At 63.3% G+C, this 26,938-nt stretch carries 24 protein-coding genes, 1 tRNA gene and 2 pseudogenes; 7 read left to right on the forward strand and 20 right to left on the reverse strand.

What is annotated here, in order from left to right; genetic code table 11:
- Positions 1 to 7 precede the first annotated feature (7 nt).
- Positions 8 to 2,215: a TonB-dependent receptor family protein gene (locus tag DRF71_RS08580; RefSeq protein ID WP_112310174.1), complete on the reverse strand. Its 2,208-nt coding sequence runs from the start codon at positions 2,213 to 2,215 to the stop codon at positions 8 to 10.
- Between the two features lie 427 nt (positions 2,216 to 2,642).
- On the opposite strand from DRF71_RS08580, the gene DRF71_RS08585 reads away from it, so the two are divergent.
- The 4 genes from DRF71_RS08585 (at position 2,643) to DRF71_RS08600 (ending at position 6,759) form a co-directional block, all read left to right on the forward strand.
- Positions 2,643 to 4,385, forward strand: coding sequence for a TonB-dependent receptor (locus DRF71_RS08585; RefSeq protein WP_198672122.1), 1,743 nt, complete (start codon positions 2,643 to 2,645; stop codon positions 4,383 to 4,385).
- Positions 4,316 to 4,729 (forward strand): TonB-dependent receptor domain-containing protein, encoded by a 414-nt coding sequence (locus DRF71_RS29015; RefSeq protein WP_112310176.1) that lies wholly within the window; start codon positions 4,316 to 4,318, stop codon positions 4,727 to 4,729. The genes DRF71_RS08585 and DRF71_RS29015 overlap by 70 nt, the downstream gene beginning before the upstream one ends.
- Positions 4,730 to 4,966: 237 nt before the next feature.
- A complete protein-coding gene (locus tag DRF71_RS08595; protein ID WP_112310177.1) occupies positions 4,967 to 6,253 on the forward strand; it encodes a sensor histidine kinase in 1,287 nt (428 codons plus the stop codon).
- Complete coding sequence (locus DRF71_RS08600; RefSeq protein ID WP_112310178.1) at positions 6,253 to 6,759, forward strand: response regulator; 507 nt, start codon at positions 6,253 to 6,255, stop codon at positions 6,757 to 6,759. The genes DRF71_RS08595 and DRF71_RS08600 overlap by 1 nt, the downstream gene beginning before the upstream one ends.
- Here the strand turns inward: DRF71_RS08600 and DRF71_RS28515 are convergent.
- A complete protein-coding gene (locus tag DRF71_RS28515) occupies positions 6,717 to 6,887 on the reverse strand; it encodes a helix-turn-helix domain-containing protein (RefSeq protein WP_332872055.1) in 171 nt (56 codons plus the stop codon). The genes DRF71_RS08600 and DRF71_RS28515 overlap by 43 nt on opposite strands.
- A gap of 315 nt (positions 6,888 to 7,202) precedes the next feature.
- On the opposite strand from DRF71_RS28515, the gene DRF71_RS08610 reads away from it, so the two are divergent.
- Positions 7,203 to 7,736 (forward strand): S24 family peptidase, encoded by a 534-nt coding sequence (locus tag DRF71_RS08610; RefSeq protein WP_157970995.1) that lies wholly within the window; start codon positions 7,203 to 7,205, stop codon positions 7,734 to 7,736.
- 132 nt (positions 7,737 to 7,868) lie between these two features.
- On the opposite strand, the pseudogene DRF71_RS08615 reads toward DRF71_RS08610, so the two are convergent.
- Both DRF71_RS08615 and DRF71_RS27965 read right to left on the reverse strand, forming a co-directional pair.
- Positions 7,869 to 8,111: pseudogene (locus tag DRF71_RS08615) on the reverse strand (transposase); the annotation flags it as partial.
- The gene (locus DRF71_RS27965) at positions 8,077 to 8,316 is read right to left on the reverse strand and encodes a hypothetical protein (RefSeq protein WP_198672123.1); all 240 of its coding nucleotides are present in this window, start codon (positions 8,314 to 8,316) and stop codon (positions 8,077 to 8,079) included. The pseudogene DRF71_RS08615 and the gene DRF71_RS27965, both read right to left, overlap by 35 nt.
- 200 nt (positions 8,317 to 8,516) lie before the next feature.
- Between DRF71_RS27965 and DRF71_RS08620 the strand changes: the two are divergent.
- Positions 8,517 to 8,656, forward strand: a pseudogene (locus DRF71_RS08620) (IS110 family transposase); the annotation flags it as partial.
- 28 nt (positions 8,657 to 8,684) lie between these two features.
- On the opposite strand, the gene DRF71_RS08625 reads toward DRF71_RS08620, so the two are convergent.
- From DRF71_RS08625 to DRF71_RS08655, 7 genes are all read right to left on the reverse strand, one after another.
- A complete protein-coding gene (locus tag DRF71_RS08625) occupies positions 8,685 to 10,751 on the reverse strand; it encodes a bifunctional sugar-binding transcriptional regulator/dihydroxyacetone kinase subunit DhaK (RefSeq protein ID WP_112310180.1) in 2,067 nt (688 codons plus the stop codon).
- A complete protein-coding gene (dhaL, locus tag DRF71_RS08630; protein ID WP_198672124.1) occupies positions 10,751 to 11,434 on the reverse strand; it encodes a dihydroxyacetone kinase subunit DhaL in 684 nt (227 codons plus the stop codon). Before dhaL (DRF71_RS08630) ends, DRF71_RS08625 begins: the two co-directional genes overlap by 1 nt.
- Positions 11,435 to 11,445: 11 nt before the next feature.
- Complete coding sequence (dhaL, locus tag DRF71_RS08635; protein WP_112310182.1) at positions 11,446 to 13,176, reverse strand: dihydroxyacetone kinase subunit DhaL; 1,731 nt, start codon at positions 13,174 to 13,176, stop codon at positions 11,446 to 11,448.
- Positions 13,177 to 13,183: 7 nt separating this feature from the next.
- A complete protein-coding gene (locus DRF71_RS08640; protein WP_232831397.1) occupies positions 13,184 to 13,942 on the reverse strand; it encodes a GolD/DthD family dehydrogenase in 759 nt (252 codons plus the stop codon).
- A 77-nt stretch (positions 13,943 to 14,019) separates the two neighbouring features.
- Complete coding sequence (locus tag DRF71_RS08645) at positions 14,020 to 15,015, reverse strand: substrate-binding domain-containing protein (RefSeq protein ID WP_232831399.1); 996 nt, start codon at positions 15,013 to 15,015, stop codon at positions 14,020 to 14,022.
- Between the two features lie 59 nt (positions 15,016 to 15,074).
- Positions 15,075 to 16,061, reverse strand: a complete 987-nt coding sequence (locus tag DRF71_RS08650) for an ABC transporter permease (RefSeq protein WP_112310184.1) — start codon at positions 16,059 to 16,061, stop codon at positions 15,075 to 15,077.
- 34 nt (positions 16,062 to 16,095) lie between these two features.
- Positions 16,096 to 17,574, reverse strand: coding sequence for a sugar ABC transporter ATP-binding protein (locus tag DRF71_RS08655; RefSeq protein ID WP_112310185.1), 1,479 nt, complete (start codon positions 17,572 to 17,574; stop codon positions 16,096 to 16,098).
- A gap of 211 nt (positions 17,575 to 17,785) precedes the next feature.
- On the opposite strand from DRF71_RS08655, the gene DRF71_RS27350 reads away from it, so the two are divergent.
- Positions 17,786 to 17,926 (forward strand): hypothetical protein, encoded by a 141-nt coding sequence (locus tag DRF71_RS27350; RefSeq protein WP_157970996.1) that lies wholly within the window; start codon positions 17,786 to 17,788, stop codon positions 17,924 to 17,926.
- A 253-nt stretch (positions 17,927 to 18,179) separates the two neighbouring features.
- On the opposite strand, the gene DRF71_RS08660 is transcribed toward DRF71_RS27350, so the two are convergent.
- The 9 genes from DRF71_RS08660 to DRF71_RS08700 form a co-directional block, all read right to left on the reverse strand.
- A protein-coding gene (locus DRF71_RS08660) for an IS5 family transposase (RefSeq protein WP_112310186.1) occupies positions 18,180 to 18,961 on the reverse strand; the annotation gives its coding sequence in 2 pieces (ribosomal slippage) (positions 18,180 to 18,619 and positions 18,619 to 18,961; 783 coding nt in all).
- A 91-nt stretch (positions 18,962 to 19,052) separates the two neighbouring features.
- Complete coding sequence (locus DRF71_RS08665; RefSeq protein WP_112310187.1) at positions 19,053 to 19,898, reverse strand: hypothetical protein; 846 nt, start codon at positions 19,896 to 19,898, stop codon at positions 19,053 to 19,055.
- A 530-nt stretch (positions 19,899 to 20,428) separates the two neighbouring features.
- A tRNA-Pro gene (locus tag DRF71_RS08675) sits at positions 20,429 to 20,505 on the reverse strand.
- A 568-nt stretch (positions 20,506 to 21,073) separates the two neighbouring features.
- Complete coding sequence (locus tag DRF71_RS08680) at positions 21,074 to 22,762, reverse strand: pilus assembly protein TadG-related protein (protein ID WP_112310189.1); 1,689 nt, start codon at positions 22,760 to 22,762, stop codon at positions 21,074 to 21,076.
- Positions 22,763 to 22,884: 122 nt separating this feature from the next.
- Positions 22,885 to 24,438, reverse strand: a complete 1,554-nt coding sequence (locus tag DRF71_RS08685) for a TerC family protein (RefSeq protein WP_112310190.1) — start codon at positions 24,436 to 24,438, stop codon at positions 22,885 to 22,887.
- A gap of 701 nt (positions 24,439 to 25,139) precedes the next feature.
- On the reverse strand, positions 25,140 to 25,511 hold the full coding sequence (locus DRF71_RS27355; protein WP_157970997.1) for a hypothetical protein: 372 nt from the start codon (positions 25,509 to 25,511) through the stop codon (positions 25,140 to 25,142).
- A complete protein-coding gene (locus DRF71_RS08690) occupies positions 25,508 to 25,864 on the reverse strand; it encodes a terminase gpP N-terminus-related DNA-binding protein (protein WP_112310191.1) in 357 nt (118 codons plus the stop codon). The genes DRF71_RS27355 and DRF71_RS08690 overlap by 4 nt, the downstream gene beginning before the upstream one ends.
- A gap of 136 nt (positions 25,865 to 26,000) precedes the next feature.
- The gene (locus DRF71_RS08695) at positions 26,001 to 26,504 is read right to left on the reverse strand and encodes a phage protease (protein WP_112310192.1); all 504 of its coding nucleotides are present in this window, start codon (positions 26,502 to 26,504) and stop codon (positions 26,001 to 26,003) included.
- Positions 26,501 to 26,911, reverse strand: coding sequence for a phage protease (locus DRF71_RS08700; protein ID WP_157970998.1), 411 nt, complete (start codon positions 26,909 to 26,911; stop codon positions 26,501 to 26,503). Before DRF71_RS08700 ends, DRF71_RS08695 begins: the two co-directional genes overlap by 4 nt.
- Positions 26,912 to 26,938 lie beyond the last annotated feature (27 nt).

Consider the following 26,938-nt stretch of genomic DNA (forward strand, 5'->3'; position numbering starts at 1 on the left):
AGCGGCATCAGAATTTCAGCTTCGCGCCGATGGAAACCGTCCGGCCCGTGCCGGGGATGAAAGCGGCCTGAAGAGGCGAGGCCTGATCCAGCACGAGCGTCGAAGAGGCATAGGTCTCATCAAAGAGATTGCTCACCTCGGCAAAGATCACCGCGCTGTCATTCACCCGGTATTCCGCCCCCAGATCGACCAGCGCATAGGACCCGTTGAAGACGGTGTTCATATTGTCGACCGGGGTTTTCCCCGGCACCCAATGCAGGCGGGTGTTCAGTGCCAGCCGCTCGCTGGCCTGCCAGTCGAACGTGAGCGAGATCACATGTTCAGGTGCCCCCGCCAGCCGGTTGTTGCCCCGCACAGGGTCGTTGTCGAAGCGGAAATCCTGCCAGGTCCAGGACAGGCGGGCGGCGAGGCTGTCGCTCAGATCGGCACCGACGCCCAGTTCCAGCCCGGAATGGGTGGTCCGCCCGGCATTCATCGCCGCAATCGCCGCGCCGGAGGTATCGCGCAGTGACAGCAGCTCGTTCTTCAGCCGCGCATGATACGCCACCGCGTCCCAGCGGACCCTGCCCGCCTCTCCGCGCCAGCCGATTTCCAGCGTCACGGCGCTTTGCGCCTTCAGATCCGGGGTCGAGAACATCGCGGTGCCTGCCGAAGGCGCGCCGGGATTCGGGCGCCCGGGGCCGGAATTGGGCGTGCCGCCGGTGGTGCCCAGCAGATCATCATGGGTCGGCGGCTCGAAACTGCGCGACAGCGAGATCCAGGCAAGCTGATCCGCTGTCGGGGCCCAGGACAGCGCCAGCGAGGGGGCAAAGCCCGAATAGCTGCGGTCGTAATCGGTGGGTGCTGTGGAAATCGCCCCGCCAGGCAGGGGCTGGCCCGGGTTCATCGGGCTGAACCCCACGGTCGGGCGCAGGCCGCCGCCCCAGCGATCCGCGTTTTCGCGGCTGGCATGGATGAAGCTGACCGAGGGCGACAGCGTGAAGCGCCCCAGCTCGATATTGCCGCCGGCATAAAGCGAGACCGTTTCCGCGCGCAGGCGGTTTTTCCCGAAAACCGCCCCCCGCTCGCCCCGGATATTGTGGGAATAATCGCGGTCAGAGGCGCCTTTCGACCAGCTCAGGCCTGCCTCGAACAGGGGCAGAACCCCCTCGCCCATCAGGCTGTAACGCGCGGTCAGGGTTGCGTCATAGCCTTTGGTATCGCGGAACCCGGCCGAAATCGGGAAGGCAAAGCTGTCATCGGTTCGGGACGCGCTGAAGCCGATATCGAAAATCTGGTTCCCGGCCTCCCATGTGGTGCGCGCGCCCAGCAGCGTCTGTTTCGTCTCGCGATGCGGCAGGTCGCGCAGCACATTGGGGCCGGGATTGGTGGGAGTGCCGCCGACGACCACCGGGCCGGTATGATTCTGCGTCGGGTCGGCCTGCAAGGCGGCCCAGGTCAGGGGGCCTGCCACATCGAATTTCAGATCGGTATGGCGGAAGAAAAGCCGCGTGGTGGCCTCGCCCGTGCGGAAGGTCAGATTGCCGCCAAGCACCGTCCGCTCCGAGCTGTTATAGTCGCGGAAACCATCGGCCTCGCTATGTTCGGCAAAGACCCAGGCGGCGTGGTTCTCGCCCGCCACACCATAGCTCAGCCTTGCGTCAAAGCGCCCGAAGCTGCCCGCGCTGATCGCCGCGTCAAAACCTGGCGCCTCCTCGCCGGAGGGTGAGGTGAAATTCAGCGCGCCGCCGATCACCGCCGCGCCCAGACGGTTGGCGCTGGCGCCGCGGAAGACCTCGATCCCGTTCGCAGTGCCGGGTGAGGCAAGACCGACCACATAAGAGCCGTCGGCGCGGTTGACCGGCATCCCGTCGCTCAGGATCAGAAGGCCCCGCTCAGCCGGGTTCTGTTGCTGGCCGGACCCCCGGATCTGGATGCGCGGCTGGTCATTGCCGCCGAAAAACTCCTGTACCACGATGCCCGGCTGGCCCAAGAGCGCGTCGGACAGGGTGGGGGCGGCCGATTTCTCGCCGCCGGTCGCCCCGATCAGATCGACCGCTCCGGGCGTGACCCCCATCCGCGCGCGGGCGGGATTGTCGGCCTCAAGGTAAACCGTGCCAAGCTCGATCACCGCGCCGGGCGAGACGGATTGGGCCAGGGCAGGCTGCGCCACCAGCGCCGACATGCCCGCGAGAACGGCGGTTCCGATGCCACGCATCGCTGAGGAGGGGATCATCCGATCATCCTTGTCATGGCCAGAGAGCTGCCTCTGACACGGGGTTTAACTGTGATCGGCTGGCATCATTGCTGGCACCGGGCGCGCGGCCCGGAGGCCGTCATGGCCCATTCCCCCTATGGCAGAGCAAGGGCCGCGCGAATTTGCGCCAGCGCAAAGAAGCGACATGACAGTCAGAGGCTGCAGCACCGGGCGCGGTCGGGGGCGCGGTTGGGGGGTGGACAATTCGTCCAGTTGGGCGCGGCGGGCAAAGCGCCCTAACCCTTGGGGCATTGCCCCGAACGGGACCGGCTCAGAGGCCGTCTGCCTCGCCGCCCGGACGACAGAAAGCGGGCAACAGATTAAAGAAGGAACAGGCCATGTCCGGCACGCCCCAAACACATTTCCCCCCTCCCGCCGGTTTTCGCATCTCTGCGGCAGCACGGCGATGGCCGCGCTGATCGCACTGATCGCCGCCCCCGCTTATAGCCAGAGCAGCGAGGACGGTACCCATGCGGAACACCTGGGCACTGTGCTCCTGAAAGCCTATATGCCCGGCAATGCGGCCTCCCTCTCGTCGGGCGAAGCACCGCTTGCCGGGCTGGTTACGACCACCAGCGACAGCGCGGCGCTGTTTTCGCGGATGACCGGGGTGTCGCTGCAAGGCGCGGGCGGGGTTTCGGCGCTGCCCGTGGTGAATGGCTTTGCTTCGGACCGGGTGAAGACGGTGGTGGACGGGATGCAGATCACCGCCTCCTGCGGCAATTTTATGAACCCGGCCCTGTCATACATCGCGCCGACCGCCATCGCGGATCTGGCGCTTTACGCGGGCCTCACCCCGGTTTCCGAGGGCGGCGACAGCATCGGCGGCACCATCCGCGCCAACAGCCCCGAGCCGGAGTTTTCGGAACCAGGCGAAGGGGTGAAACTCTCGGGGCAGCTCTCGGCCTTCGGGCGCTCAAACGGCGATGTGCGCGGTGCGGCGGCGGCGCTTCGGGTCGAGGGAGAGCGGTTCAGCCTGTCTTACGACGGGTCACACAGCTCTGCCGGGAATTACAAGGATGGCAGTGGTGCCGAGGTGAAATCCACCGAATACAGCGCCGGCAATCACAAGATCAGCGCGGCGGCGCGGTTTGGCGATCACACGGTCGGGCTGGCCTATGGCTGGCAGAACATCCCCTACCAGGCCTTCCCCAACCAGGCCATGGACATGACCGACAATTCCAGTTCCTCGCTCAATGCCTTCTGGAAGGGCAGCTTCGACTGGGGCGATCTGGAGGCACGGCTCTACCAGAACAAGGTCCGCCATTCGATGGATATGCTGGCCGATAAATCGGGCACCATGCCGATGGAGACCGATGGCAGGGATCGCGGGTTGACGCTGCATGCCGGGATGGATGTCAGCGCAGAAAGCCGCCTGCGCCTGGGCGCGGAATATCTGACCTACCGGTTGGATGACTGGTGGCCGCCGGTGGGCATGATGGTGGGGATGATGGGGCCGGATACCTATCTCAACATCAATGACGGCCAGCGCGACCGCGCAGCGGTGTTTGCCGAGCTGGACACCCAGTGGAACGACCAGTGGCAGACCGTCTTTGGCCTGCGCTATGAGCGCGTGACCACCAATGCCGGCGAGGTTCGCGGCTATTCGATGATGTACCAGGCCGAAGCCGATGCCTTCAACGCCCGCGATCACAAGCGGGTGGATCACAACCTGGATCTGACCGCGACCGCGCGGTTTACCCCCGCCGAGGGCCAGGCGCTGGAATTCGGTCTCTCGCGCAAGACCCGCTCGCCCAACCTCTATGAGCGCTACACCTGGTCTTCGATGGCGATGGCGGCGTCGATGACCAACTGGTTTGGCGATCTGAATGGCTGGGTCGGCAATGTCGATCTGAAGCCAGAAACCGCCAATACCCTGGCGCTGAGCTATGAATGGCATGATCCGGACCAGAATGACTGGCACCTGAAAGCCTCGGCGCAGTATTCCCGGATCGAGGATTACATCACGGGTGAGCGGATCGGGTCGGCCTCGATGGGGCGCCGCGCGATCTACCGCTTCGTGAACCATGATGCCGATATGTTCAGCCTGAACCTGGAGGGCGCGAAGGTGCTTGGCGAATGGTATGGGAATGGAACATCAGCGGCCAGCTTTCCTACACCCGTGGCAAGGACCGCACGACCGGCGTGAACCTCTACAATATCATGCCGCTGAACGCAAAAATCGCGCTTGGGCACCAGGCTGGCAACTGGACCAATGCAATCGAGCTGGAGGCCGCATCGGGCAAGACCCGTCTGGCCGAAGACCGGATGGAGGCCGCGACCTCGGGCTATGGTCTTGTCAATCTGCGCTCCAGCTATCAGGCGGGCGCGGTGCAGGTGGATTTCGCCGTCGAAAACCTCTTTGACCGCGACTATGCGCGGCCGCTTGGCGGGGTGGACCGGGCAAAGTTCCGCGACGGGGCCAATGGATCGGATGCGCTGGTGCATGGGCCGGGCCGTTCGGTCAGCCTTGGCGTCAGCTATAAATTCTGACGCCTGCCCTGAATCTGGCCGGAAGGTTCCTCCGGTCGACCGTTCCGCATGGCCCCGCATCGCGTCTTTCCGGGCCGTTGCCGGAAACCCCTGCCGGCAACCCCTGCCCCTGGCCTTTGGTCGGGGGCTTTTTCTTTGCCGGTTCACAAATTGCCTGATCTGCCGCAAAGAAGCAGGCAGTGAAAAGCCACAATCAGGGGCAGAGATCGCAAACCGCCGCTGACGGAAAGGCCGGGAATGGACGAAGGCTACAGCACCCGCGCGAACCGCCGGACACTGGCCCTGCTGGTGCGGCTGCGCTGGCTTGCGATGGCGGGCCAGGCGCTGACCATTGCCATGCTGCATTTCGGGTTCGACCTGCGGCTGCCGCTTTTGCCGATGGCGGCGGTGCTGGCGGCGCAAAGCCTTCTGAACATCGCCTGCCAGGCCCGGGCCAGGCGCGGTGCACCGGTGACGGAACGCGGCATCCTCGCGCTTTTGCTTTTGGATGTGCTGGCGCTGGCGGTGCAGCTGGGCCTGTCCGGGGGAACGACAAACCCTTTCATATCATTGTTCCTGCTGCATATCATCCTTGGCGCGATGCTCTCCGGCCCGCGCGCCGCCTGGGTGTTGACCGGGTTCAGCGCTCTGGCCTGGATGGTGCTGTCGCGCGTCAATCTCGCGCTGGAGCTGCCCCATGACCACGGTGCCGCGCCTGGCGGTGACTTTCTCGACCTGCATCTGTGGGGCATGTTCATCTGTTTCCTGCTGGCGGCCGGGCTGATGGTCTGGGCGATCACCCAGATCCGCGACACCCTGGCCGAGCGGGACGCGGCGCTGGCGGCGCTCCGGCTGCAGCGGAGCGAAGAGGACCACCTTGTTCATATCGGCCTGCTGGCCTCTGGCGCGGCGCATGAGCTGGGCTCGCCGCTGGCGACGATCTCGGTGATCCTCGGCGACTGGGCGCAGGAGCCCGCGATCCGGCAGTCACCGGAGCTCGGCGCCGATCTGGCCGATGTCACCACCCAACTTGCGCGCTGCAAAAGCATCATCACCGGGGTGCTCGCCTCATCGGGCGCGGCCCGCAGCGAAGGCGCCACCCGCGGCGATCCGGCGGTGTTTTTCGATCAGGCCCTGCGGGACTGGCGTGCCCACCATCCGGGTCCGGGCCTGGATTTTCGCAATGACCTCGCCCCGGGGCAGGAGGCGATCCTGGACCTCTCGCTGCGCCAGGCCCTGTTCAACCTGCTGGAAAACGCCGAAACGGCCGGGCCTGGCACGGTCGCGCTGCATATCTTCCGCGAAGGCGATCTGGTCACGCTGCGCGTCACCGATCGCGGCCCCGGTTTCGCGCCGGAAATCCTTGCGGCCCCGGCCCAGCCCTGGAACTCGACCAGCATGCGCGAAGGCGCGGTGCTCGGGCTTTTCCTCTGCCATAATGTTGCGCGCCGGTTTGGCGGCTCGCTTTCCCTGCGCAACCTTTCCAGCGGTGGGGCAGAGGCGGTGATGCGCCTCTCGCTTTGGCCGATTGCCGGAGATCTGTGATGGAACAGCTTCTGATCATCGAAGACGACCTCGCGCTGGCGGGCGCGCTGACGCGATCCTTCGAGCGGCGCGGCTATGCCGTGCGGCATCTGGCGCGCTATGAGGATCTGGCGGAAACGCTGGAGGGCACCCAGCCCACATGGACCCCCACACGGGCCATTGTCGATCTGAAACTGGCGGGCAGCCCCGGCCATTCCGGGCTTGATTGCGTGCGCGACCTGCACCGCCATGATGCCGGAATGCGGGTGGTGGTGCTGACGGGCTTTGCCAGCATCAATACGGCGGTCGAGGCGATTAAGCTGGGCGCCTGCCATTACCTGCCGAAACCCGCCAACAGCGACGATATCGAGCGGGCGTTTAATATGGGCGAGGGTGGCGATGATCTCACCAAGGTCGCCCGCCTTCGCCCAGAAGTTGTCCGAGGTGATGTCAAAGGCAGCCTGAGTTCTGGACAGGATCCCGGTCATGCCGCCAGCGCCTTGTCAGCATCGCGGGCCGCTTTTTGACTCGCAATCAGGGCCTCATTCTCCTTAGAAAGGCTACGGGGCTTCCGTTCGGGGTAGCGAACAGGGAACAGTTCGGCGGCGGGCACACCGAGATATTCGGAGATAGCCCTTTCGGCGGGCCGCACCACGCGCGATCAGACGGCCCGGAAATTTTTGGGATTAAGACCCTTGAGCTCGGCGAGACCCGTCATGGTCATGCCGCGCTCTTCAAGGGAACACTATTATCCTGACTTTTGTCCAGGGCAGTTTAGCCATGGGATTCCTCCGGCTTGGGCGGGCTGTTGGCGCAGCTCGCCTTTGTTTGGGACTGTGAAACGCAACAGCGGGGCAGATCAGCGCACCGCACAAGCATAGGGTCAGCAGAAAAATGCCAATCATAAAGCAGAAAACTGCTTGATTTGGTGTTTTTTGCCATCAGGCACATGGAAGGTCTGGGAGAACGAATGAGAGCTGCCGCTGAGCGTATCGGCGGGCTGGATGCGCTGTCTGAGCGCTTGACAGATGTTTTCCGACACACACTTACCGATTGGGCGAGTGATAAGACGGAGCCTCGAGCGTCATCCATAGCAGAAATCTGCGAGCTTACGGGCGCGACGTATGAATGGCTTCTTGCCGGGGAAAAAATAACCGACCCGACCATGGGTAGCGCTGGTTTCTTAGTTACCGCCAGCGAGGCAATTCAGGCTACTAAGAGTGATGAAGCATTGATCGCATTACCATTTTATGAAGATGTGGCGGCGTCTGCTGGCCATGGCGCGATGGCGGGGTATGAGCGCTCAGACGCAATAATTGCCTTTGCCCGGAAGTTCCTTCTCAGTAAGGGAGCGGCTCCCGAAAACTGCACTATCATCCGCGCGACGGGCGATTCCATGCAGCCCAATATTCCTGACGGATCCTTACTGGTCATAGATCACGGGCAGACCGAGGCCAGGAACGGGCACATCATGGTCATCAACCCTGGAGATGATCTTCTGTAAAGCGCATCCGGCGCCGCCTCGATGGGCTGGTCGATCTAATCTCAGACAACCCTGCTTATGCGGCAGAGACCGTGGGAGTTAATCGAATACAGCAACTGCGCATCATCGGGCGTGTCGTGTACTTCTGTCGGGCAGGATATCCTCCCACAGCCCGGCCACGGTCCAGAGACGGAACTGGCGGCAGACCGACGACCACCTGCCGAACTCTTCAGGCAGGTCTCGCCACGGCGCTCCCGTCCGTGCTATCCAGAAAATTCCCCCCAGAACAAGACTATGATTGGATGCCTTGCGCTCGTTCTGACACCGGATTGCCAGAATGAAGTCCGCGAAAAACGCCCACTCATCGTCGGATATCAGCTTGCGCGCCATGGTCATCTCCCATGTGGAAACGAGCTTGAATCACAGGGCGCAGCTCAAGGAAATCCCTTTTGTCAAAACATCCTAAACTCGCCGCCCGCTCCAACGCAACCTGGATCAACGTTTTTTGTGAATCCAGCTTCACCGCGCTCTTCCGTTGCGGCGATTTCTGTAAATCCAATGAGAGCAATACCTTTAATAATAATTCGAACAAGAAGTTCAATTTTTATACCTGACACCACACCATTTAATATACGGATCGCTTTTCAGATTACACGCCTCAGGCAATAATAAAATTGGCGTTTATTGATAAATCGTCAATATTATTCTATCAACGGCGGCGGGCTCTGATGATGTGATCACGACCCCGACGGCACCGACGTGCCAAGGCGGGATTGCAACAATCCATTTTGGGAGGCGGTCATGTCGGAGCTTACCACTGTCGTACTCGATCTGGCGAAGAGTGTGTTCAGGCCCACGGGGCAGATGCCTCCGGTCGCACTGCGCTGCGCAAGAAGCTGCGGCGGGATCAGGTGTTGGACTTTTTTGGTCGGCTTCCCTCCGGCGGCGGCTGAGCGGGCGGTTCTGACCTCAGGTAACCACCAGTGCGGGCGCGGCGCAGGGGTGATCCAGCAGCGCGGTCAGATCCTTGTCCAGATGCATCAGGGTCAGGGAAACGCCCGCCATATCCAGCGAGGTGTAATAGGGGCCGACAAGGCTCAGATGCACCTCGATCTGATGCGCTTTCAGCCGCTGCCGGATGCGGCGCAGGATGATGTAAAGCTCCATCGCGGGCGTGCTGCCCAGCGAATTGACCAGCACCGCCACCCGGTCGCCCGGCTCGGGCCGCATCTCTGCGAGGATCCGGTCCAGCAGCAGATCGGCCGACTGATCCGCCGAGGCCAGCGGCTGGCGCAGGATGCCCGGCTCGCCATGCACGCCGACGCCGATCTCCATATCATCGGGGCCCAGCTCGAAACTGGGACGGCGGGTTTCGGGCAAAGATGACGGTTCCAGCGCGAGGCCCATCGTATAGGTGCGCGCATTGGCGCGGCGGGTCAGCGCCTCGACCTCGGCCAGCGGCAACAGCCGTGCCGCTGCCGCGCCAGCGATCTTGAAGATGAACACGTTTCCCGCCACGCCGCGCCGCGCCGCCCGGCTTTCAGCGGGAGAGGAGGCGATGTCATCGGTCGTCACCACCGAGCGCACTTCGATCCCGGCACTTTCGGCCATCTCGGCGGCCATGTCGAAATTCATCACATCGCCCGAGAAATTGCCGTAGAGGTAAAGCACCCCTGCCCCGGCGCTGACCGCCTTCGTCGCCTCCATGATCGGACCGGGGGGCGGGGCGGCAAAGATATTCCCGACCACTGCCGCATCTGCGAGGCCCTGGCCGACATAGCCCCAGAAGCCCGGATCATGGCCCGAGCCGCCGCCGATCACGATGCCGACCTTCGCGACCTCGCGCCGCCCCCGCGCGACCACCACACGGGGCGAGCCCTCAAGGCTCTCGATCAGCCGTTCATGCGCCGCCAGCGCGCCTTTCAGGCTTTCATCCACCGCATCCTGCGGCGCGTTGATCAGCTTCTTGATCCTGGTCCGCGCCCCGATGGGCCGCAAGGGCACGGCCTGACGGTCACCCGGCGGGCGCAGACTTGTATCGGAATAGCCCTCAGCCGTCAGAATGCCGCGCCCGGTCGAGGTATCGGTAACCAGCACATTGACATAGCCGCCGCGCAAGGCCGCGAGGATCGCCGCCACCTTGTCGATACCGCCTGCCACCGCGATCCGCTGCGGAATTTTCTTCAGCGCCTCCAGATCAAGGCCAATCGTGCGCTCGTTCAGCGGCCCGATCACCGGCGCGCCGCGGCTGGAGATGAAACGGCCGATCAGGCAGCCGACCGCGTCCTGATACCAGGTATGCTGGGTCTGGCCATCCAGAAAGCCCGAAGTATGGATGGTGCTTTCCGGCCTGAGCGACGATATCCCGAGGATGATCCGATCTGCCTCGGCCAGCACGCCCAGCTGTTCCGTCAGCACCGATTCCGCCAGCAAAACCTCTCGCACCGCCGCCGAAGAGACGATTGCCGGAGCAGAGAGCGGCACGCAACGCGCCCCAAGCGCCTCGGCCATCCGCGACGCACAGGCTTCGGGCGTCCAGGGAATTTTCCCGGTGGTGCCTCCGGTGGCCTGGACGATCCGCACATCCGCAAGGCCCGGATGGTCCAGCGCCTCGGCCAGCGCCAGCATGGTGCGCCCCCAGGTGACCGCAATCGTATCGCCGGGCCGCGCGAAACGGGTCAGAACCTGCGCCCCGGCTGCGCCCAGCCGTTCGATCAGCGAGCGCTCGCCGCCATCCGACGGGATCACCAGGCAATCCTGCAACCCGAAATGGTCCTTCAGCGCCCGCGCGATGGAGAGGCTGCGAAAACGGTCCTGCTCGATCTCAATACTGACAATGCCCCGCGTCCGGGCGTCCTGGAGATAGGCATTGACCGAGGCCCGCGACAGGCCCATTTCCTGGGCAATATCGCTTTGGGTCATGCCCTCTTCGTAATAAAGCCAGGCCGCCCATAAAAGCGGGTCATCGCCATAGCGCAGAGGCATGACGCCACTTTCAGCGCGGATCGCGGGCTTTCCGGCAACGCGCGGCGCCATCAGGCAAGTCCTCGCGCCAGCAGATCATGCATCGCCTCGATCAGGATCACGGCCGAGACCGCGCCGGGATCGGTATGACCGAGCGAGCGCTCACCCAGCCGCGCGGCTCTGCCACGGGACGCGACCATCGCCCGGGTCGATGCCGCCCCTTCGCGTGCCGCCTCAAGCGCCGCGCGCATCTGCGAAAGCGGGTCTTCGCCACGCTCGCGCGCCGAAAGCACCGCCCGCGCTGCCGGGGCCCAGGCATCCATCATGGTCTTGTCGCCGGGACGGGCCTTGCCGCGCTCGGTGATCCCCTCGGCAAAGGCGGGGATCAGCAGCGGAAAATCCGCAACCGTGATCTGCGGGCTGTCGCCGCAAAGCTTTGCCGCCCGCAACAGCGCGCTGGCGTAAAGCGGGCCGGTCGTGGCCCCGACCGCGCCGAGAAACTCATGCGCGGCGCTGGTGAAGATCTCGCCCGGGGGGCCATCGGCCTGGCTGACCGCCCGCAAAACCGCACTGAAGCCCGCCGCCATAGACGATCCATGATCGGCGTCGCCAATCACCCCGTCCAGCATGCCCAGCTCATCGCGCGCCGCCATCATCCGTTCAGAGATGATGCGAAACAGCGTGATGATCTGAGCCGGACCGAGGGCGTCGATTGCGGGTTCCATCCGGCCATCAGTAGCCAAACCCCCGGCCATGGCAAGCACCCTCAGCCGAGGCGTCGCGTGATGGCATCCGCCAGCGTGGTCAGGATCAGACAGCACGAGGTCGCGCCCGCATCCGGCACCCCGCGCGAACGCTCCCCGAGGCGGCTGGCGCGGCCAAGCTTCGCCACCAGGTCGACCGTGGAATCGCGGCCCCGGATCGCAGCCCCGGACATCTGCACCAGCGCCGGAGCAAAGCCTTGAGCCTTCGCGGCTGAAAACGCCTCTACCGCAGGGACGAGGCAATCGACCAGCGTCTTGTCACCAACCTGGGCATTGCCGGTCTTGCGCACGCCCTTCAGCGCCGCCGCCAGCACCGCGTCAAACCCGTCGGCATCCAGCGCCGGGCGACCCGCGACTTCCGCCGCCATCGCCTCGAACATGAAGCCGTAAAGCGGGCCCATCGAGCCGCCGATTTCGCTCATCAGCACGTCGGACAGGATCGCCAGTGCCGCATCAAGGCTGGCATCCGCCGGGATCCGCTCTGCCGCGCGGCCAAAGCCCTTGGCCATGTTGATCCCGTGATCCCCGTCACCGATCAGCCCGTCGATTTCCGACAAATGCGCCTTGTTAGAGACGATAACCGCCGCCACTTCGCGCACGATCCCGGCGCTGCCCGCCACCGGAACCGAAGCGCCGGTGATGCTGACATCCCTCGCCACAACCTGCCGCGCCGCGGCCTTTACGGCAGCGTGGCGGCTTTGTCCCGCGCCCGCAGCAGTGGCGGCCGCCACCTGACCCGTCATCATACCGGGCGCTTCGGCGCCAAGGTCGAGCAGCTCTTTCATCTCGGCATCCAGCGCCATGATCGTCAGCGTGGCGCCGACCATCTCCAGCGAGGTGAAGTAATTGCCGACAAAGGCCTTATGGACATGGATACCCTTCGCATCCAGCTGGCTCTCAATCCGGTCGTAAAGAACGTAAAGCTCGTTGATCGGGGTGGCACCAAGGCCCGAGAGGAGGACCGAAACCTCGGCCCCCTCAGCGAGGCCATGATCCTCCAGCACGATCTGAAGCATATCATCGGCCACCGCATCTGCGGTTTTCAAAGGCTCCACCCGGACGCCGGGCTCACCGTGATGGCCGATGCCAACTTCCATCGTGCCCGGCTCGATCCTGAAATTCGGATGGCCCACCGCAGGCAGGGTGCAAGGCCCGAGGCCCACGCCGACCGAGCGGCAGGCATCAATCGCCTTTTGCGCCGAGGCGATCACCTCGGCAAGGCTGCCACCCTTCGCGGCCTTCGCGCCGCCGATCTTCCACATGAAAATCTCGCCCGCGACCCCGCGACGGCGCTCGCGTTCGGACAAAGGCGCCGAGCAGACATCGTCATTGGCGACAACGGTTTCGACCTCGATCCCCTCGGGCGTCACCATCTCTTTCGCCATGCGGACATTCATATTGTCGCCCGCGTAATTGCCGTAAAGCACCGCAACCCCGGCGCCGCCATCGGCCGCACGGATCGCATCGGCAAAGCTCTTCGCGGTTGGCGAGGAGAAGAGTTCCCCCACCGCCACCGCATCGACCAGATTGCGCCCGGTATAGCCGATAAAGGCCGGCTCATGCCCCGAGCCGCCGCCGGTCACAATACCAACCCGCCCCGGCTGCGGCGCGGAGGTCGAGACGACGACCCGCGGATTGGCCGGGTCCAGCCGCACAAGGCCGCGATGGGCGCGCACAAAGCCCGCCACGGTTTCATCGACAATATCGTCGGGATCATTGAGAAAACGCTGCATCCTCGCCTCACTTAACCGTATAGCCGCCATCGACCAGCAGGTCGGCGCCGTTGATCATTGCCGCCTCACCCGAGACGAGGAACACCGCCGCCGCCGCGACTTCTTCGGGTTCGGCAAAGCGGCCAACCGGGATCTGCGCCTTCATCGCATCCCCCTTTGGCCCGTCCCAGGCCTTGCGGCCCAGATCGGTCAGCACAACGGTCGGCGAGATCGAATTGACCGTGATGCCGTGACGGCCCCATTCCAGCGCCAGCGTCTTCGTCACCCCGATAATGCCGAATTTTGACGCGCAATAGGCCACATGGCCATCAATCGCCACCGATCCGGCCTGGCTCGCGAGGTTGACGATACGCCCGCCTTTGCCCGCTTTGATCATCCGCTGCCCGACCGCCTGCGCCATCAGGAAACTGCCGGTCAGATTGACGGCAATCGTGCGGTCCCAGGCGGTTTGGCTCAGCTCTTCCGCCGGGGCGAGATCGACAATCCCGGCGCTGTTGACCAGAATATCCGGCACATCGTACTCCGCCGTCACCGCATCCAGCGCCGCCGCGACCGAGGCCGCATCCGTCACATTGCAGCTGTAAGCCCGCGCCTCCGCGAAGCCTGCCGCCAGCGCCGATGCCGCCGCAAGGTTCATATCCAGCAGCGCCACTTTCGCGCCCCTGGCGGCAAAAGCGGTCGCAATCGCCGCGCCAATGCCGGAGCCCGCGCCGGTCACGACCGCGACTTTACCAAGCAGTGAAAAACCGAAATCGGGGGCGGCCATGCGGCACCTCATCTGGCTGTCGAAGGGAAATTCGGGAGAGGTGCGCCGCCGGAACCGGCCCGGCGGCGCGGGTTGTCTTACTGACGTTCCGCCAGCAGAGCGTCGACGTTTTCAGCCGTCACCGGCGTCCAGGGCACGTTATATTCCGCGTCCTTGCCGCCATTCCAGGGCATGTCAGGATATTTCTTCCAGATCGGCGACATCGGCTCATAGCCCGGGATCGCCGAGGCAATCGCCAGATCCAGCGCGCCCTGGGCCTGTGCCGCGCCATCCTGGAGGATCGAGGCCATATCGCCCGCCTTCACGGCATGAAGCGCATCGGTCACGCCGTCGATCCCGGCAATGGCGAAATCCCCGACATTGAGGTTTGCCGCCTTGATCGCCTCGATCGCGCCAAGCGCCATCTCGTCATTCTGGCCGATCACCCCGTTGATTGCGCTGCCGTGTTTGGTCAGCCAGTTCTCCATCAGGGTCTGCGCCTCGGCGCGGCTCCAGTTGGCGGTCTGCTGTTCCAGCACCTTCACATCCGGGCATTCAGCCAGCGCTTTCTGGTTGCCCTCCAGTCGCTGAATCTGCGCCGACTGGCCGATCGGCCCCTCGATGATCACCACATTGCCTTTGCAACCGATCTTATCGAGGATGTATTTTGCTTCCATATAGCCGGATTCAACATCGTTCGAGCCGACATAGGCGGTCAGCTTGTCGCTGTTTACCCGTGTGTTAGAGCCGAAAACCGGGATCCCCGCCTCGGCAGCGGCATCAACCGCAGCCGCACCGGCTTCGATATCAATCGGCACGAAGATGATGGCGCTGTAGCCCTCGGTGATCATGGTCTCGAACTGTTCCTGCTGGACCAGCGCGTCATAGCGGCCATCGAACACGGTCAGCTCAACGAGGCCCTCTTTCACCGCCGGATGGTTCTCGGCCGCATCAGCCCAGATCTGCATGAACTCGGCATTCAGCCCGTAAACCGCCGCCCCGATGCGCGGCTTACCCTCGGCCAGGGCGGCACCTGCCACCAGCGCCAGCGCGCTTGCCGTCACCATCGTCTTCGCAATCGTCTTCCTGAGCATCCGGTATCCTCCCATGGATGGCCTTTGTGAACTCTCTGCCGCGCCCGAAGTCGCGCGGCCTATTCCTGTTTGTTGCGCGAGCGGTCCAGCATCACGGCCGCCACGATCAGCGCGCCTTTGATGACCTGCTGGTAGTAGGATTCGACCCCGAGCAGATCGAGACCGTTATTCACCACCCCGATCAGCAGCGCCCCGATCAGCGTCCCCGAGACCCGGCCCACACCGCCCGCAAGGCTGGTGCCGCCGATCACCACTGCGGCAATTGCGTCCAGCTCATAAGCCGTGCCCGCCTGGGGCAGCGCCGAGCCGGTCCGCGCCGCAAGGATCATCCCCGCCAGCGCCGCCAATGCGCCCGAGATCACATAGACCATCAGCCGGATCCGCATCACCGGCAGGCCGGAGACCTTGGCCGCATGCGGATTGCCGCCCACCGCATAGACATGGCGGCCGAAACGGGTCTGGGTCAGCACCAGATGCGCAACCACGAACACGCCCAGCAGCAGGAAGATCGGAATCGGAATGCCGAAGGCGCTGCCGGTGCCGATCCAGCGGAACTCGGGCGTCAGCGCAGGGATCGGGCGGCCGCCCGAATAAAGCAGCGTCAGCCCCCGCGCCGCCGAGAGCATGCCCAGCGTCGCCACAAATGCAGGCACACCAAAGCGCGAGACGAAGACCCCCGAAACGCCGCCACAGGCCATGCCGACCAGAACACCGATCAGAATCGCCGCCGCCGCAGGCCAGGGCGCGCCGGGGATGAAACTGGCCGAGGTCGTCGCGAAAGAGGCCGCCACCACCCCCGCCAGCGCCACGACCGAGCCGACCGAAAGGTCGATCCCGCGCGTCAGGATGACGAAGGTCATGCCGATCGCCAGGATCCCGTTGATCGAGGTCTGCCGCAATACGTTCAGAATATTGCGCATTGTCAGGAAGTTGTCGCTGATCACGGTCAGCACCGCGCAGCACAGAAGCAGCGCAAGGATGATGCCGTATTTCTGAATGAGCTGAACCGCCCCCTGGCCGCCCGCTCCGGTTTTCGTCACATCCATCGCCACAAATCCCTCCCTCTCGCGCCCGCCCGCTTCAAACCGCGAGATGCAGCAGTTTTTCGGCCGAAAGCTCGCTCCGGCCCAGTTCTCCGGTCATGCGACCGTCCTTCAGCACGATCACCCGATCCGCCATGCCCAAAAGCTCATCCGTCTCGGAGGAGACCATCAGCACGGTTCCGCCCGCGCGGGCGAAATCCGACATCACGCGATAGATCTCGCGCTTGGCGCCGACATCGACGCCTCGCGTCGGTTCATCCAGTAAAAGGATGCGCGGTGCGGTCAGGAACCATTTCCCCAGCACGACCTTTTGCTGATTGCCGCCAGACAGGCTGGAGACCCCAAGCGCATCGCTGGCCGTCTTGATCGACAATTCGCCGATCATCCGCGCCGCCGCCTCGCGCTCGCGCGCGGCGCTCATCACGCCAAGGTTTGAGACCCGCTCCAGCGTGGTGAGACAAAGATTGTCGCGCACCGAGCCCGACAGCACGAGGCCCGAGCCTTTGCGATCCTCGGTGACATAGGCGATCCCGAGCGCGATGGCGTCCTTGGGCGACAGGATCCGCGCCTCGGTTCCGCCAATACGGATCTGCCCGCCATGGGTCGTGGACAGACCGAACAGCCGGTCGAGGATCTCGGTCCGCCCCGATCCCATCAGCCCGTAAATGCCGAGGATCTCGCCCTTATGCGCGGTAAAGCCGATGCCCGAGACACCCCGGTCTGCCGAGAGCGCCTCGACCTCCAGCACCTTTTCGGTGCCGGGGGTGTTTTCCTTGACGAATTCCTCATTCAGCGAGCGCCCGACGATCAGACGGATCAGCTCTTCCTTGTCGATGTCGCTGATCGCGCCGTCCTGGACGAATTCGCCGTCACGAAACACCGTATAGCTGTCGCAGATCGAGAATATCTCCGAGAGCCGGTGGCTGACATAGATCACCGCCCGGCCATTTTCGCGCAGGGCCCGGATGGCGCGGAACAGCTGCTCCGCCTCCGCCTCGCCCAGTGCCGAAGTCGGTTCATCCAGAATGATCACCTCGGCGTCAAAAGACAGCGCCTTGGCGATCTCGACCAGCTGGGTCTGCGCGACCGTCAGATCCATCATCAGCGTCTCGGCGCGAATACCAAAGCCGAACCCGTCCAGCAGGTCCTGGCTGCGCTTGTTCATCGTGGCAAAGTCGATGCGGCCCAGGAAGCCCACAGGCTCGCGCCCCAGCCAGATATTCTCGGCGACGCTCATGGCGGGGACCGGTGACAGTTCCTGCTCAACCATGGCGATTCCATTCGCAAGCGCATCGGCGGGCGACGTGAAGCTGACCGGCTTGCCGTTGCGGCTGATCGTGCCGCCATCGCGGGCCTGAATGCCCATCACAATCGTCAGAAAGGTGGATTTCCCGGCGCCATTGCCGCCGCAAAGGGCATGAACAGAGCCGTGTTCCAGCCGGAAGCGTCCATTGCGCAGCGCTGGCACGCCGGAAAAACTTTTGCGCAGGTTCTCAACGTCCAGAACTGGCTGCATCTCCCCTCCCCAAGGTTCCGACAGCGACGATCACGACATTATTCATTCGAGTTCGACTTTTGTAATAGAGGTCATATCTGACCTTTGTCAATCATGTAGTGAATAATGTCCGACCGGCTGCTTTTCCATTGCGACAAAGGGGCATTGGGCATTGTTGCAGAAGTCAGGCCGTTGCCGGACGCCCCCCCTTGCCGCGAAACGTCTCCGGGCGATGCAGGCGGCACGCGACCTGATCATGGATCGCAGCGGGTTGCTCCACACGCAGCTTGAGAAGGCCGTGGGCGAAGCACCCCACAAGGTTCGGGCACTGCGGGAAGCCAAGCAGAAGGCAGACAAGGCGTTCTCGCTCTGATCCAACCCTGAAGAGATCAAGGAAGCCGCATGTCGGACGCATCTGAAACCACACCTACGAAATGGGTGAAGGGTAAGCGCTTGGCGTGCATCGCGTCCGCTGCGTGGTCATGCTGGCCGACAAGCCTAGTGTAAGCACACCAGCGGAACTTCGCTTGCTCGCTCCATCAACTGATAGTAGCGTCATCCGTCATAAGCGCAAATGGAGGGAAGAGATGGACGGTGTGGTGACCTCGATAGCTCCGATGGCTAGGTCATGTTGACAAATGGCGAAGCCATAGCCTGATGCAGGCAACGTCTACGAAGCCGAGGAAACTGTCTGCGGTTTTGTCGTAGCGGGTTGCCAACCGACGGCTGTTTTTCAGCTTGTTGAAGCAGCGCTCGACCATGTTGCGCAGGGTGTAGATGGTCATGTCGACAGCCTTGCGCACCCTTCGGTTCTTTCGCATCGGTATCATGGGCAGGGCGTTGCGGTTCTCGATGTCTTCCCGAATTTTATCAGAGTCATAGCCCCTGTCGGCGACCAGAACTGCTGGCTGCGGCAGGTTGTCGGCCATCACCAGATCATAGCCGGTGTAGTCGGAAACCTGCCCCGGCGTGATCTCAGTCCTCATCGGGAGGCCTGCGCCATTGACGCGGAGATGGATCTTGGTCGAGAAGCCACCTCTCGAACGGCCAAGAGCCTCTTTCGGAGTCCCCCTTTTGCGCCCGCAGCATGATGATGAGCGCGGATCACAGTGCTGTCGACCATCTGGAGCTTGTCTGGCGCGATCCCAGCGTGGTTCAGCGCATCCAGGATATCCTCCCACAGTCCCGCCAAAGTCCACCGGCGGAACTGACGGTAGACCGAGGACCACTTGCCAAACTCTTCGGGCAGATCACGCCATGGCGCACCAGTCCTTGCGATCCAGAAAACTCCATCGAGAACAAGACGATGGTCCGCAGGTTTCCGCCCGTTAGGGTGCCGGACGGCACGAATGAAGCCCTCGAAGAAGGTCCACTCGTCGTCGGATATCAGGTTGCGTGCCAAGTTCATCTCCCACGTAGAGATGAGCTTGAATCATAGGACGAATGCCAGCGGAATCCCTTTTGTCAACACGACCTAGAAATCTAAAATGGCCGTTTGGTCACGGCAAAAGCATGTCCTGCAAGACTGCGTATCGGGTCGATCCCTTCGGAGCGAACGCCGCGATAGTGTAGCTCCCAGAAAGGGCCTGCGGCTCGGTCAGCCGCTTGAACACGGCCCATCGCTCCGCGCTGGTCATGTCTGGCGGCAAACCGGCATCACGGGACTTCTGATACCATGCTTCGGCCTCTGCGGTGTAAGCGGCATGTGCTGCGCTGTTCCCTCGGGGTTTCCGCTTACCCACGGCCTGCCATGTATCTGCCACCCCTTCCCAATACCCCGGTTCAAACATGATGCGGGTGGTCTCGGGGCTTGGCTTCATCCAGAGGCACCGCTTGCCCTCCCAGAAATGCGCCTCGGCTATGATCAGGCCCGCCGAAACAAGATAGTCTTTGGCTCGGTGAAACGATCTTTCCGCAGGGCGGTTCTCGCCCTCTTGCAGCTGGTCAAGCCAAGCTGGCACGGACCGGACGCACCATCGCTCATAACGGCCAAGGTCAGCATTCCACCGCGCGTTGCGAGACTGGTGGTGCCAAAACTCCGCATCCCGCAAGATGGCAACTGCCAGCGGCCCCCCGCCTTTGGCCAGTTTCGTGATGATCTTTTGCCAACCTTTCCGGCGAGGCACATGCGAGTGCATGAGCGGGGACTGAGGAACAATTGCCGCGCCCGTCTGGGTGAGGCTCACCGCCTTTGCGGTGGTGCTCGTGACCTGCCACAGCGGGAGAGCGGCCAATTCTTCAATGGTCTCTGCGGCGGCTTCATCCGCTGCGGCAACTGCATTATGCGGAGCAAGCCACGCCTGCAATTCGGCCTTGGCAGTGGGGGAATGCAGATGATCGGACATCGCTGTTTTCCTTGCATCGGGGGCGAGGATCAGCGACTCTTAGGCCGATCCTGTTGCATCGGGGTCAACAGGGGGCGTAGCCATGGCCGTGGCTCGCCCCCTTTCTCTTTTCAGGTCGCCGCCAGCTTCGCCCAAGTGTCAGCGTAAGCCCTGCGGAAGGTGGCTCGGGCTTTAAGCATGTCAGCAAGGGACGCCTTTCTCACACGCAAGAAAGCGGCAAGGCGATCCTCTCCCGCATCCATGCTCAGGGCGATCAAGTCCCCGGAGGCGCGGGGGGCACCGTTGAAAAGCGTTTCAGCGCGATCTTCGCGCCATGCTTTCGCAGTAAGCCAATGCGGATGCTTTTGGGTCATTGAAATGCCCCCGACTCACCCCAAGGTGCCCGGTATGCGCCAGGGGATACCAGGGAGTTTTCCAGGGAGTTTTCGTCCCTAAACAGGGATTTTGGCTCCCTTTCGTTCCCTTTGACGCCTTCCAAGCCCCCGAAGGGACTTGCGATTTTTCGTTTGTTTTCAGGGGGGGGGGGTAATTGGTCGGAGCGAGAGGATTCGAACCTCCGACCCCCTGCTCCCGAAGCAGGTGCGCTACCAGGCTGCGCTACGCTCCGACCATTGAGGCGGGGATAGCCTTCAGGGCGGAGTTTTGCAAGGGGGCATTCCGGGACGATAGAAGGAAAACAGCTCCGGTGTGCCGTCCGAAGTCAGATCGGCCCTCTTCCCCGCGAAAAGGGGCTGGAAAGGGTCTGATACGGCTCTGTGCGCGGACTGCCTTTCCGATTGCGGGGCGGGATTTAACCGGCACACAAGGTCGGGAGGGTTCCACGGATTCTCGTAAGGGTGACTGCCGCTGGCGGGGTTCGACAAGGCGGTGTCCTGGGTTTTCCAGTGGCTGTGGGCTCCTCCAGCCGTGGCCCTCAGGACCAAACAAGGCGGGTATCGCATCCGTCATTCTCCCTTCAGAAAGACCAGATGGTCGCCTGACACTACGCCCGGGGTACAAATCCCAATGAAGCGGATGGCCAGCATTCTGCGGCCTGCCGATATGCCGACAATTCGACAGATCCGGCCCGCAAGAGGCTTCAATCAATGAGATCCGCCGGGCAGCAGTTCCGTCGGGACCGGGCAAGCCTTCTGTCCTGGGGCTGGATCCGGCACAGGCTTTGTGACCGAATCCGGTTATTGCAACATCGAGGTTCCACAGCTGTAATCGTCAAGGATCAGATCGGCCTGAGCCACGCTGATCCCCAGCAGATCCAGCAGCGACTGTATGATCGCATCCACACCCAGCGACGCCAATACCCAAGCGATGCTGCTGATCACGCTGCTGAGGACAGAGAGCAGCGCGGCGAGCGCGGCGTTCACCACCGTGAAAAGCGGGCATATAAGCAGCGACAACAGCCCCCCTGCGCAGGCATTCGCATCCACCTGCGCCTGCAGATCGTCGCTGACGGTGTCAAGGAAGGTGCCCACATCCGCGACCAGCCCGGAAAGCGTCAGCGGATTGCGCACCGGCACCGGTTGGCGGAACTGGTCCAGGCGAATCGGCACGTCTTTCACGCCGCGCGCCAGTGAAACGCGACCCATATCGGCAGGAGCGACGCCTGGTCGGGAATCCAGAAGCCCGATCCGCAGCGCCAGCTCGACCGGGGCGGTTTCGGCGCGGAACAGGGCCAGCTGGTCCGAGGGCTCGCTTGCGCCGCAATTGAGGCTGAGCGCCACCGCATCCGCCGTTCCCACGCCCACATTCAGCGCCACCCGCAACAGGGCGCCGTTGCCCTCGCCCAGCACATCGGCACCAAGCGCCACATCGACCTGCGAGACCGAGGCGCGCGGCGGTGGGTCGTCTCCGATCCGCCCGATACCGATCACCGGCGGCCGCACGAGGCCGATCTTAAGCCCGACATTGGCCAAAGGCGCGAGGTTGAGGCCGGTGCCGATATCCAGCCGCTCTTCGGGATCGGCGGCGAGGCCGAGAAAGGCCATCATCAGATCATAGGCATTCACCGTCACATCCGGCAGCACATCGCCGATCCGCGCCTCCAGCAGCGAGGGCGAGACGCTCATCACCTCGGCCAGGGTCACCGGCTGGCCACCATGCGGCAGCGGCGGCAGCGCGCCCGAAGGCAGGCCGCCCGCCTGGGACAGGCCGGAAAACAGCCGCGGCCCGGTCAGCGGCAGATGCAACACGTCGTTGAAGGTGAAAACCTCGGCCGCAAGACCCAGTGAAAGCAGCGACAGCAGCTCCTCGACCTTGACCCTGGTATTGGCCAGCCCCTCATAGCTGAGGACCGAGACATTCAGCCCGATCCCAAGGCCCGACAGCACGGGATCCAGGATCGATTCCCGCGTATTTACCCCCAGCAGCCGGTTGCGCAGGGTGAAAACCACCACCCCACCCTTCTGCCCTGCCACCGCCGAGCGCCGGATCACCACATTCTCGTCGCGCATCACCGGGCCAAGAAGCAGCGGCCGGTAGCGCGAGGGCACCTTGACCATCACCGCGCTGGCACCGGTCGGGCTGGCCTGGTCCGGATGCGGTACGAAGCCACCAACGGCCGTGAAACTGCCCAGCAGGATATCGGAATCCTGCAACTGGATCTGACCATAAAGCGCATTCACCGCCACCACCCGGCGGGCAATCGCGCGCACCCTGACCGGATCGGGCAGGAAACGCGCAGCACTATGCGCCGCCAGATCGGCCTGGGACTGGGTATAGCGTTTCTGCGCATTCAGCCGCACCGCATCGGTTGCCAGCCCGCCGATCAGCATCAGAAGCGGAAAGATCACCACGAAAAAGATCGTGACGCTGCCTGTCGTATCGGCAAGCCATCGGCGCAGAGCGCCCATATGCGGAAAGCGGATCATCGCTGGCGGAATTGTCCGGAAGGGCTGCGGTCATTCGGAGGTAGTTTTCCCAGTCTGACCGCAGCCCCCTGCTCCACCAAGAAGATTAAGCCGCTGTTTCTATTAAACTTTGAACGATCTGTTCAGTCAGCAGCAAGCCGGCGCACCCGCACCTTGTCGATGGCGCGGCCATTCATCGCGACGATCTCGAATTCCAGACCGTCGAAATCCAGCTTTTCACCCTCGACCGGCATATTGCCGTGGCGCCAGAGAATATAGCCGGCGAGCGTCGAATAGCGCTCGGTCTCGTCCTCAAGATCCGTCTCGAACAGCTGCGAGGCGCGGCGGATATCCATCCAGCCATCGACCAGCCAGGACCCGTCCTCGGCGCGTTCCTCGGTCAGCGGCTCCTCATCCTCGTCGGGGAAGTCGCCGGCGATGGCCTCCAGAACGTCGGTGGGGGTCACGATCCCCTCCAGCGAACCGAATTCATCGACGATCACCGCCAGCTGCACCGGGGCGCGGCGCAGCTGCTCCATCAGGCGCAGGACCGAGACGCTTTCATGCAGCACCAGCGGCTCGCGCACCGAGCGCTCGACACTGATATGGCCATCGGTCAGAAGGTCGCGCATCAGGTCGCGGGCCAGCGCGACGCCTTCGAATTCGTCAAGGCTGCCGCGCGCGATCAGGAAACGCGAATGTTTCTGATCAAGGATCTGCTCACGGATCTTTGCCTCATCCGATTCAAGGTCGATCCAGTCGATCTCATTCCGGGGGGTCATCACCGAGGTTGCAGGCCGGTCAGTCAGGCCCAGCACGCCCTGGATCATCTCCTTCTCCTCCTGCGCGAACAGCTCCTGCTCGGCCGAGCGGTCGGCGATCACATCCGCCGTGCCACCCAGATCCTCACCCTTGCGACCGCCGAGGAGGCGCAGCACCGCCTCGGCGGTGCGGTCGCGCAGGTCGCCGGAGGTGATGTAACGTTCGCGATTGGCACGGCCGATCTGGTTCAGCGCCTCGATCCCCACCGAGAAGCCGATCGCAGCGTAAAGATAGCCTTTCGGGATGTGGAAGCCGAAGCCCTCAACGATCAGCGAGAAGCCGATCATCATCAGGAACCCAAGGCAGAGGATCACCACGGTCGGGTGTTTCGAGACGAAATTCATCAGCGTCTTCGACATCAGCAGCATGACCGCCATCGCGACCAGCACGGCGATATACATAATGGACAGATGCTGAACCATGCCGACGGCGGTGATCACCGAGTCGAGCGAGAAAACCGCGTCCAGCACCACGATCTGCAACAGAACCTGCCAGAAGGCGACCTGGACGACCGAGCCTTCCTTATGACCGGAATGGCCCTCAAGCCGCTCATGCAGCTCCATCGTGCCTTTGAACAGCAGGAACAACCCGCCGAAGATCAGGATCAGATCGCGCCCTGAGAAACCATGCCCGAATATGGTGAAAAGCTCATCCTGCAGCGTCACGATCCAGGCGATCGAGGCCAGCAGCACGAAACGCATCCCCAAAGCCAGCGACAGGCCAATGAGCCGGGCCTTGTCGCGCTGATGTGCCGGCAGTTTGTCGGCGAGGACGGCAATGAAGACGAGGTTGTCGATCCCCAGGACGATCTCAAGAACGATCAGCGTCGCGAGGCCGGCCCAGGCGGCCGGGTCTGACATCCATTCAAATAACACGAGGTTTGGCTCCGAAGTAAGAAAGCCGCGCGAGGGGAATCCCGGCGCGGTTGAGGAAAGAAATGCATGAGCGGGCCGCCGCGCGGCGGGGCCGGGCGTTCCTTTGGGCGTTCAGTAAAACGGAAGGCCTTCCAGCGAAGGCGGTGCGTCGTCGTATAGCGGCAGGCTGCGGGTCGGGACTTCGCCCGATACTACACGACCCGTCCCCGGCTGAAGCGGGCGCGGCGGCGGGTTCGGTCGGGGTGGTGCCCCGCCCGGCCGCCATGGGTGCATTGGTCATGGGCGCATTGCTACTGCGTCCCCGCATCCTCGCGGGGGCGCGGCATGCCGCACCGACTGACCTGCGCGCCTGCTGCGCTCTGACGTGACCGAGTTTCACCCGTGATCCCATATTTGCCGGCCCCGGAGCACGATCCGGCAGGTTACCCCCCGTTGCGCGCAAATCCGATGCGGCGGCCAGTTTTCTTCATGTCGCCGCCAGTCGCAAGCATTTCCACCCGGGATGGGCGGATTTGCCGGCACTATGGCGCTGCAGCCATGATCCGGATCAGGATTCCCCTAAAATTGTGAAGATTTTATAATCTTCCGGCGTCGAAACGGGATCTGCTGTTCTGTAACCAATTAATCCGCAGTGTTACCAATTAGGCCGCAATGGCTGGCTGAAGGCGGCTATTTCCGGGATTTGCTGGTGTAGGCCAGGATCAGCCGGTTGAGGTATACGGCGCGGCTCGATTGAAGCGCCGCCACCACCTGCTGATAGAGGACCGCGAGACCCAACGCTCGGCCGGAAACGTGGCGCGAACTGCGCTGACGATCTGATCATAGGTCTGGCTGCCGATCCGGTCGAGAATGAAGGCTCTTAGTTCCGGGTCAGCGTCGATTCTGGGTGGGTGCCCACTGCGGTGCTGCGCCCGCCATTCGGCTGGATTTAAACCCGTGTTTAAGGGGGGATTAAATTGCCCCTGAAGTGCGGCTGAAAGCTCTGTCATGCCATTCTGCGCCCGCCCGATATCTGCGGCGACCGCCCGAGCGAGGCGGGCCAGCGGCGCTGTTCTGCGTGTTTGTTCGGTCATGCCACACGCCCTGCCGAGATGTAGTTGCGAACTGTCACATCCGTAGCCCGAAGGGTGCGGGCGATCTGGGCGGTGGAATACCCCTGCCAGTGCAACATGAGTGCAAGCCAGCGCCGCGCGAGCGGCACCCTGCGGATGTGGTTTCCGATCCGATGGTGGGCGACCATTCGTCCCATAGCCTCACGGCCAACAAGCGCCTCGACCCCGCCCCCATTCTGGGGGTTGGCGGAAATGTAGAGTTCTGCGCCTCCGAACCGCAGCAGGAACTGCATCGCCAGTTCCGGCCCGAGGCATTCGACAAAGGGCGCAACCTGTGCGGAAGCTTTGGGCATCGGGCTGGCGGGCAAGGACATGGGAACCTCCGGCAGGATGAGAAAAGACCCGCATCCCGGAGAGTCACAGCCGGGATGCGGGCGGGTGGCGCTGGCTCCGCCCCCAACGAACAGAGCCAGCGCCGGGCGGATCGGGACGGGACAGCCCGATCCGGGTTCAGTCAGCCAGTGAGCCAGGTTTCAGGCCGAGTTGTTCGCAGATTGCGAGAGCAACGGGACTGTCTGCTGCGACGGGCCGGATCTGGGATGGCGGCAACGCGCTGGTATGCGACGGCCTTTGCAGATGCGAGAAAACCGGGCCGGCGCTCTGAATGAAGGTATCAAAAGCCGCCTCATCCGAGTGGCAAAGAGCCAAAGCCCAGGGCTTCATGCCTGCCGTCAGGTAGCCATCACGCATTGCCTGATCGACCTTCGCCCCGGCGCGATCAGCCGTGATTGCGCGGCGCTCCTGCATACGTTCGACCAGCATGGACTGCACCGCTGTAACCGGCATGTATTTGGCTGGGTCAGGCTCAGCGCCAAGCCGCTCTTTCAGCGCTGCCAGAATGTCTTCCGGTTTGGCCGTGAGTGGCAGGCCGGGAAGATCGGCCAGCGCCTGCCCGAAGCGAGCGAGATCGGGATTGGCGGTCGTTGCAATCCTGTCGAAGGGGGCGGGATTCATGCGGTCTTGCCTCGCTGGCCAGCGCCCGTGAGGCAGAGATTGGGGCTCTGAACCAGACCTGCGCCTTTCAGGCGGACAATCTGTCGGGTTTTCGGGTGGAACAGAAAGGACGGGCTGAGGGTGCGGTATTCCTTCCTCCCGATCATTTCATATGCGGTCGCGGTCCACTCGACGCGCTCCCGGATCCCGCTTTCGTCGGCTCGCAACTCCCTGATCCGGCCAGCGGCGGGCACCGGGCCGTTGAGCCTTGCTTCGGCTTTGTCGTTCTGGTGCTGGTAATCGACCGGAAGATCGATGCCCGAGGCCTGGAATGCGAGAATCAGCCCCGAGGGGTCCGGCAGGTCAAAGCTGCGACCATCCCGCCCGGCAACGGGGCCGGACGGCGACAGGTGAACCCATTCAGGCACGAGAGCCAGCTGGCGGAAGCGCAAGGT

Origin of the sequence: Pseudogemmobacter bohemicus, from assembly GCF_003290025.1 — a bacterium.
In the GTDB taxonomy this organism is placed as follows: domain Bacteria; phylum Pseudomonadota; class Alphaproteobacteria; order Rhodobacterales; family Rhodobacteraceae; genus Pseudogemmobacter; species Pseudogemmobacter bohemicus.

Bases quoted from the DNA above. Each gene is read 5' to 3' on its own strand.
- DRF71_RS08580 (WP_112310174.1), bottom strand. From the start codon at position 2,215: ATGATCCCCTCCTCAGCGATGCGTGGCATCGGAACCGCCGTTCTCGCG.
- DRF71_RS08585 (WP_198672122.1), top strand. From the start codon at position 2,643: ATGGCCGCGCTGATCGCACTGATCGCCGCCCCCGCTTATAGCCAGAGC.
- DRF71_RS29015 (WP_112310176.1), top strand. From the start codon at position 4,316: ATGGTATGGGAATGGAACATCAGCGGCCAGCTTTCCTACACCCGTGGC.
- DRF71_RS08595 (WP_112310177.1), top strand. From the start codon at position 4,967: ATGGACGAAGGCTACAGCACCCGCGCGAACCGCCGGACACTGGCCCTG.
- DRF71_RS08600 (WP_112310178.1), top strand. From the start codon at position 6,253: ATGGAACAGCTTCTGATCATCGAAGACGACCTCGCGCTGGCGGGCGCG.
- DRF71_RS08610 (WP_157970995.1), top strand. From the start codon at position 7,203: ATGAGAGCTGCCGCTGAGCGTATCGGCGGGCTGGATGCGCTGTCTGAG.
- DRF71_RS08625 (WP_112310180.1), bottom strand. From the start codon at position 10,751: ATGGCGCCGCGCGTTGCCGGAAAGCCCGCGATCCGCGCTGAAAGTGGC.
- dhaL (WP_198672124.1), bottom strand. From the start codon at position 11,434: ATGGCCGGGGGTTTGGCTACTGATGGCCGGATGGAACCCGCAATCGAC.
- dhaL (WP_112310182.1), bottom strand. From the start codon at position 13,176: ATGCAGCGTTTTCTCAATGATCCCGACGATATTGTCGATGAAACCGTG.
- DRF71_RS08640 (WP_232831397.1), bottom strand. From the start codon at position 13,942: ATGGCCGCCCCCGATTTCGGTTTTTCACTGCTTGGTAAAGTCGCGGTC.
- DRF71_RS08645 (WP_232831399.1), bottom strand. From the start codon at position 15,015: ATGCTCAGGAAGACGATTGCGAAGACGATGGTGACGGCAAGCGCGCTG.
- DRF71_RS08650 (WP_112310184.1), bottom strand. From the start codon at position 16,061: ATGGATGTGACGAAAACCGGAGCGGGCGGCCAGGGGGCGGTTCAGCTC.
- DRF71_RS08655 (WP_112310185.1), bottom strand. From the start codon at position 17,574: ATGCAGCCAGTTCTGGACGTTGAGAACCTGCGCAAAAGTTTTTCCGGC.
- DRF71_RS27350 (WP_157970996.1), top strand. From the start codon at position 17,786: ATGCAGGCGGCACGCGACCTGATCATGGATCGCAGCGGGTTGCTCCAC.
- DRF71_RS08665 (WP_112310187.1), bottom strand. From the start codon at position 19,898: ATGTCCGATCATCTGCATTCCCCCACTGCCAAGGCCGAATTGCAGGCG.
- DRF71_RS08680 (WP_112310189.1), bottom strand. From the start codon at position 22,762: ATGATCCGCTTTCCGCATATGGGCGCTCTGCGCCGATGGCTTGCCGAT.
- DRF71_RS27355 (WP_157970997.1), bottom strand. From the start codon at position 25,511: ATGACCGAACAAACACGCAGAACAGCGCCGCTGGCCCGCCTCGCTCGG.
- DRF71_RS08690 (WP_112310191.1), bottom strand. From the start codon at position 25,864: ATGTCCTTGCCCGCCAGCCCGATGCCCAAAGCTTCCGCACAGGTTGCG.
- DRF71_RS08695 (WP_112310192.1), bottom strand. From the start codon at position 26,504: ATGAATCCCGCCCCCTTCGACAGGATTGCAACGACCGCCAATCCCGAT.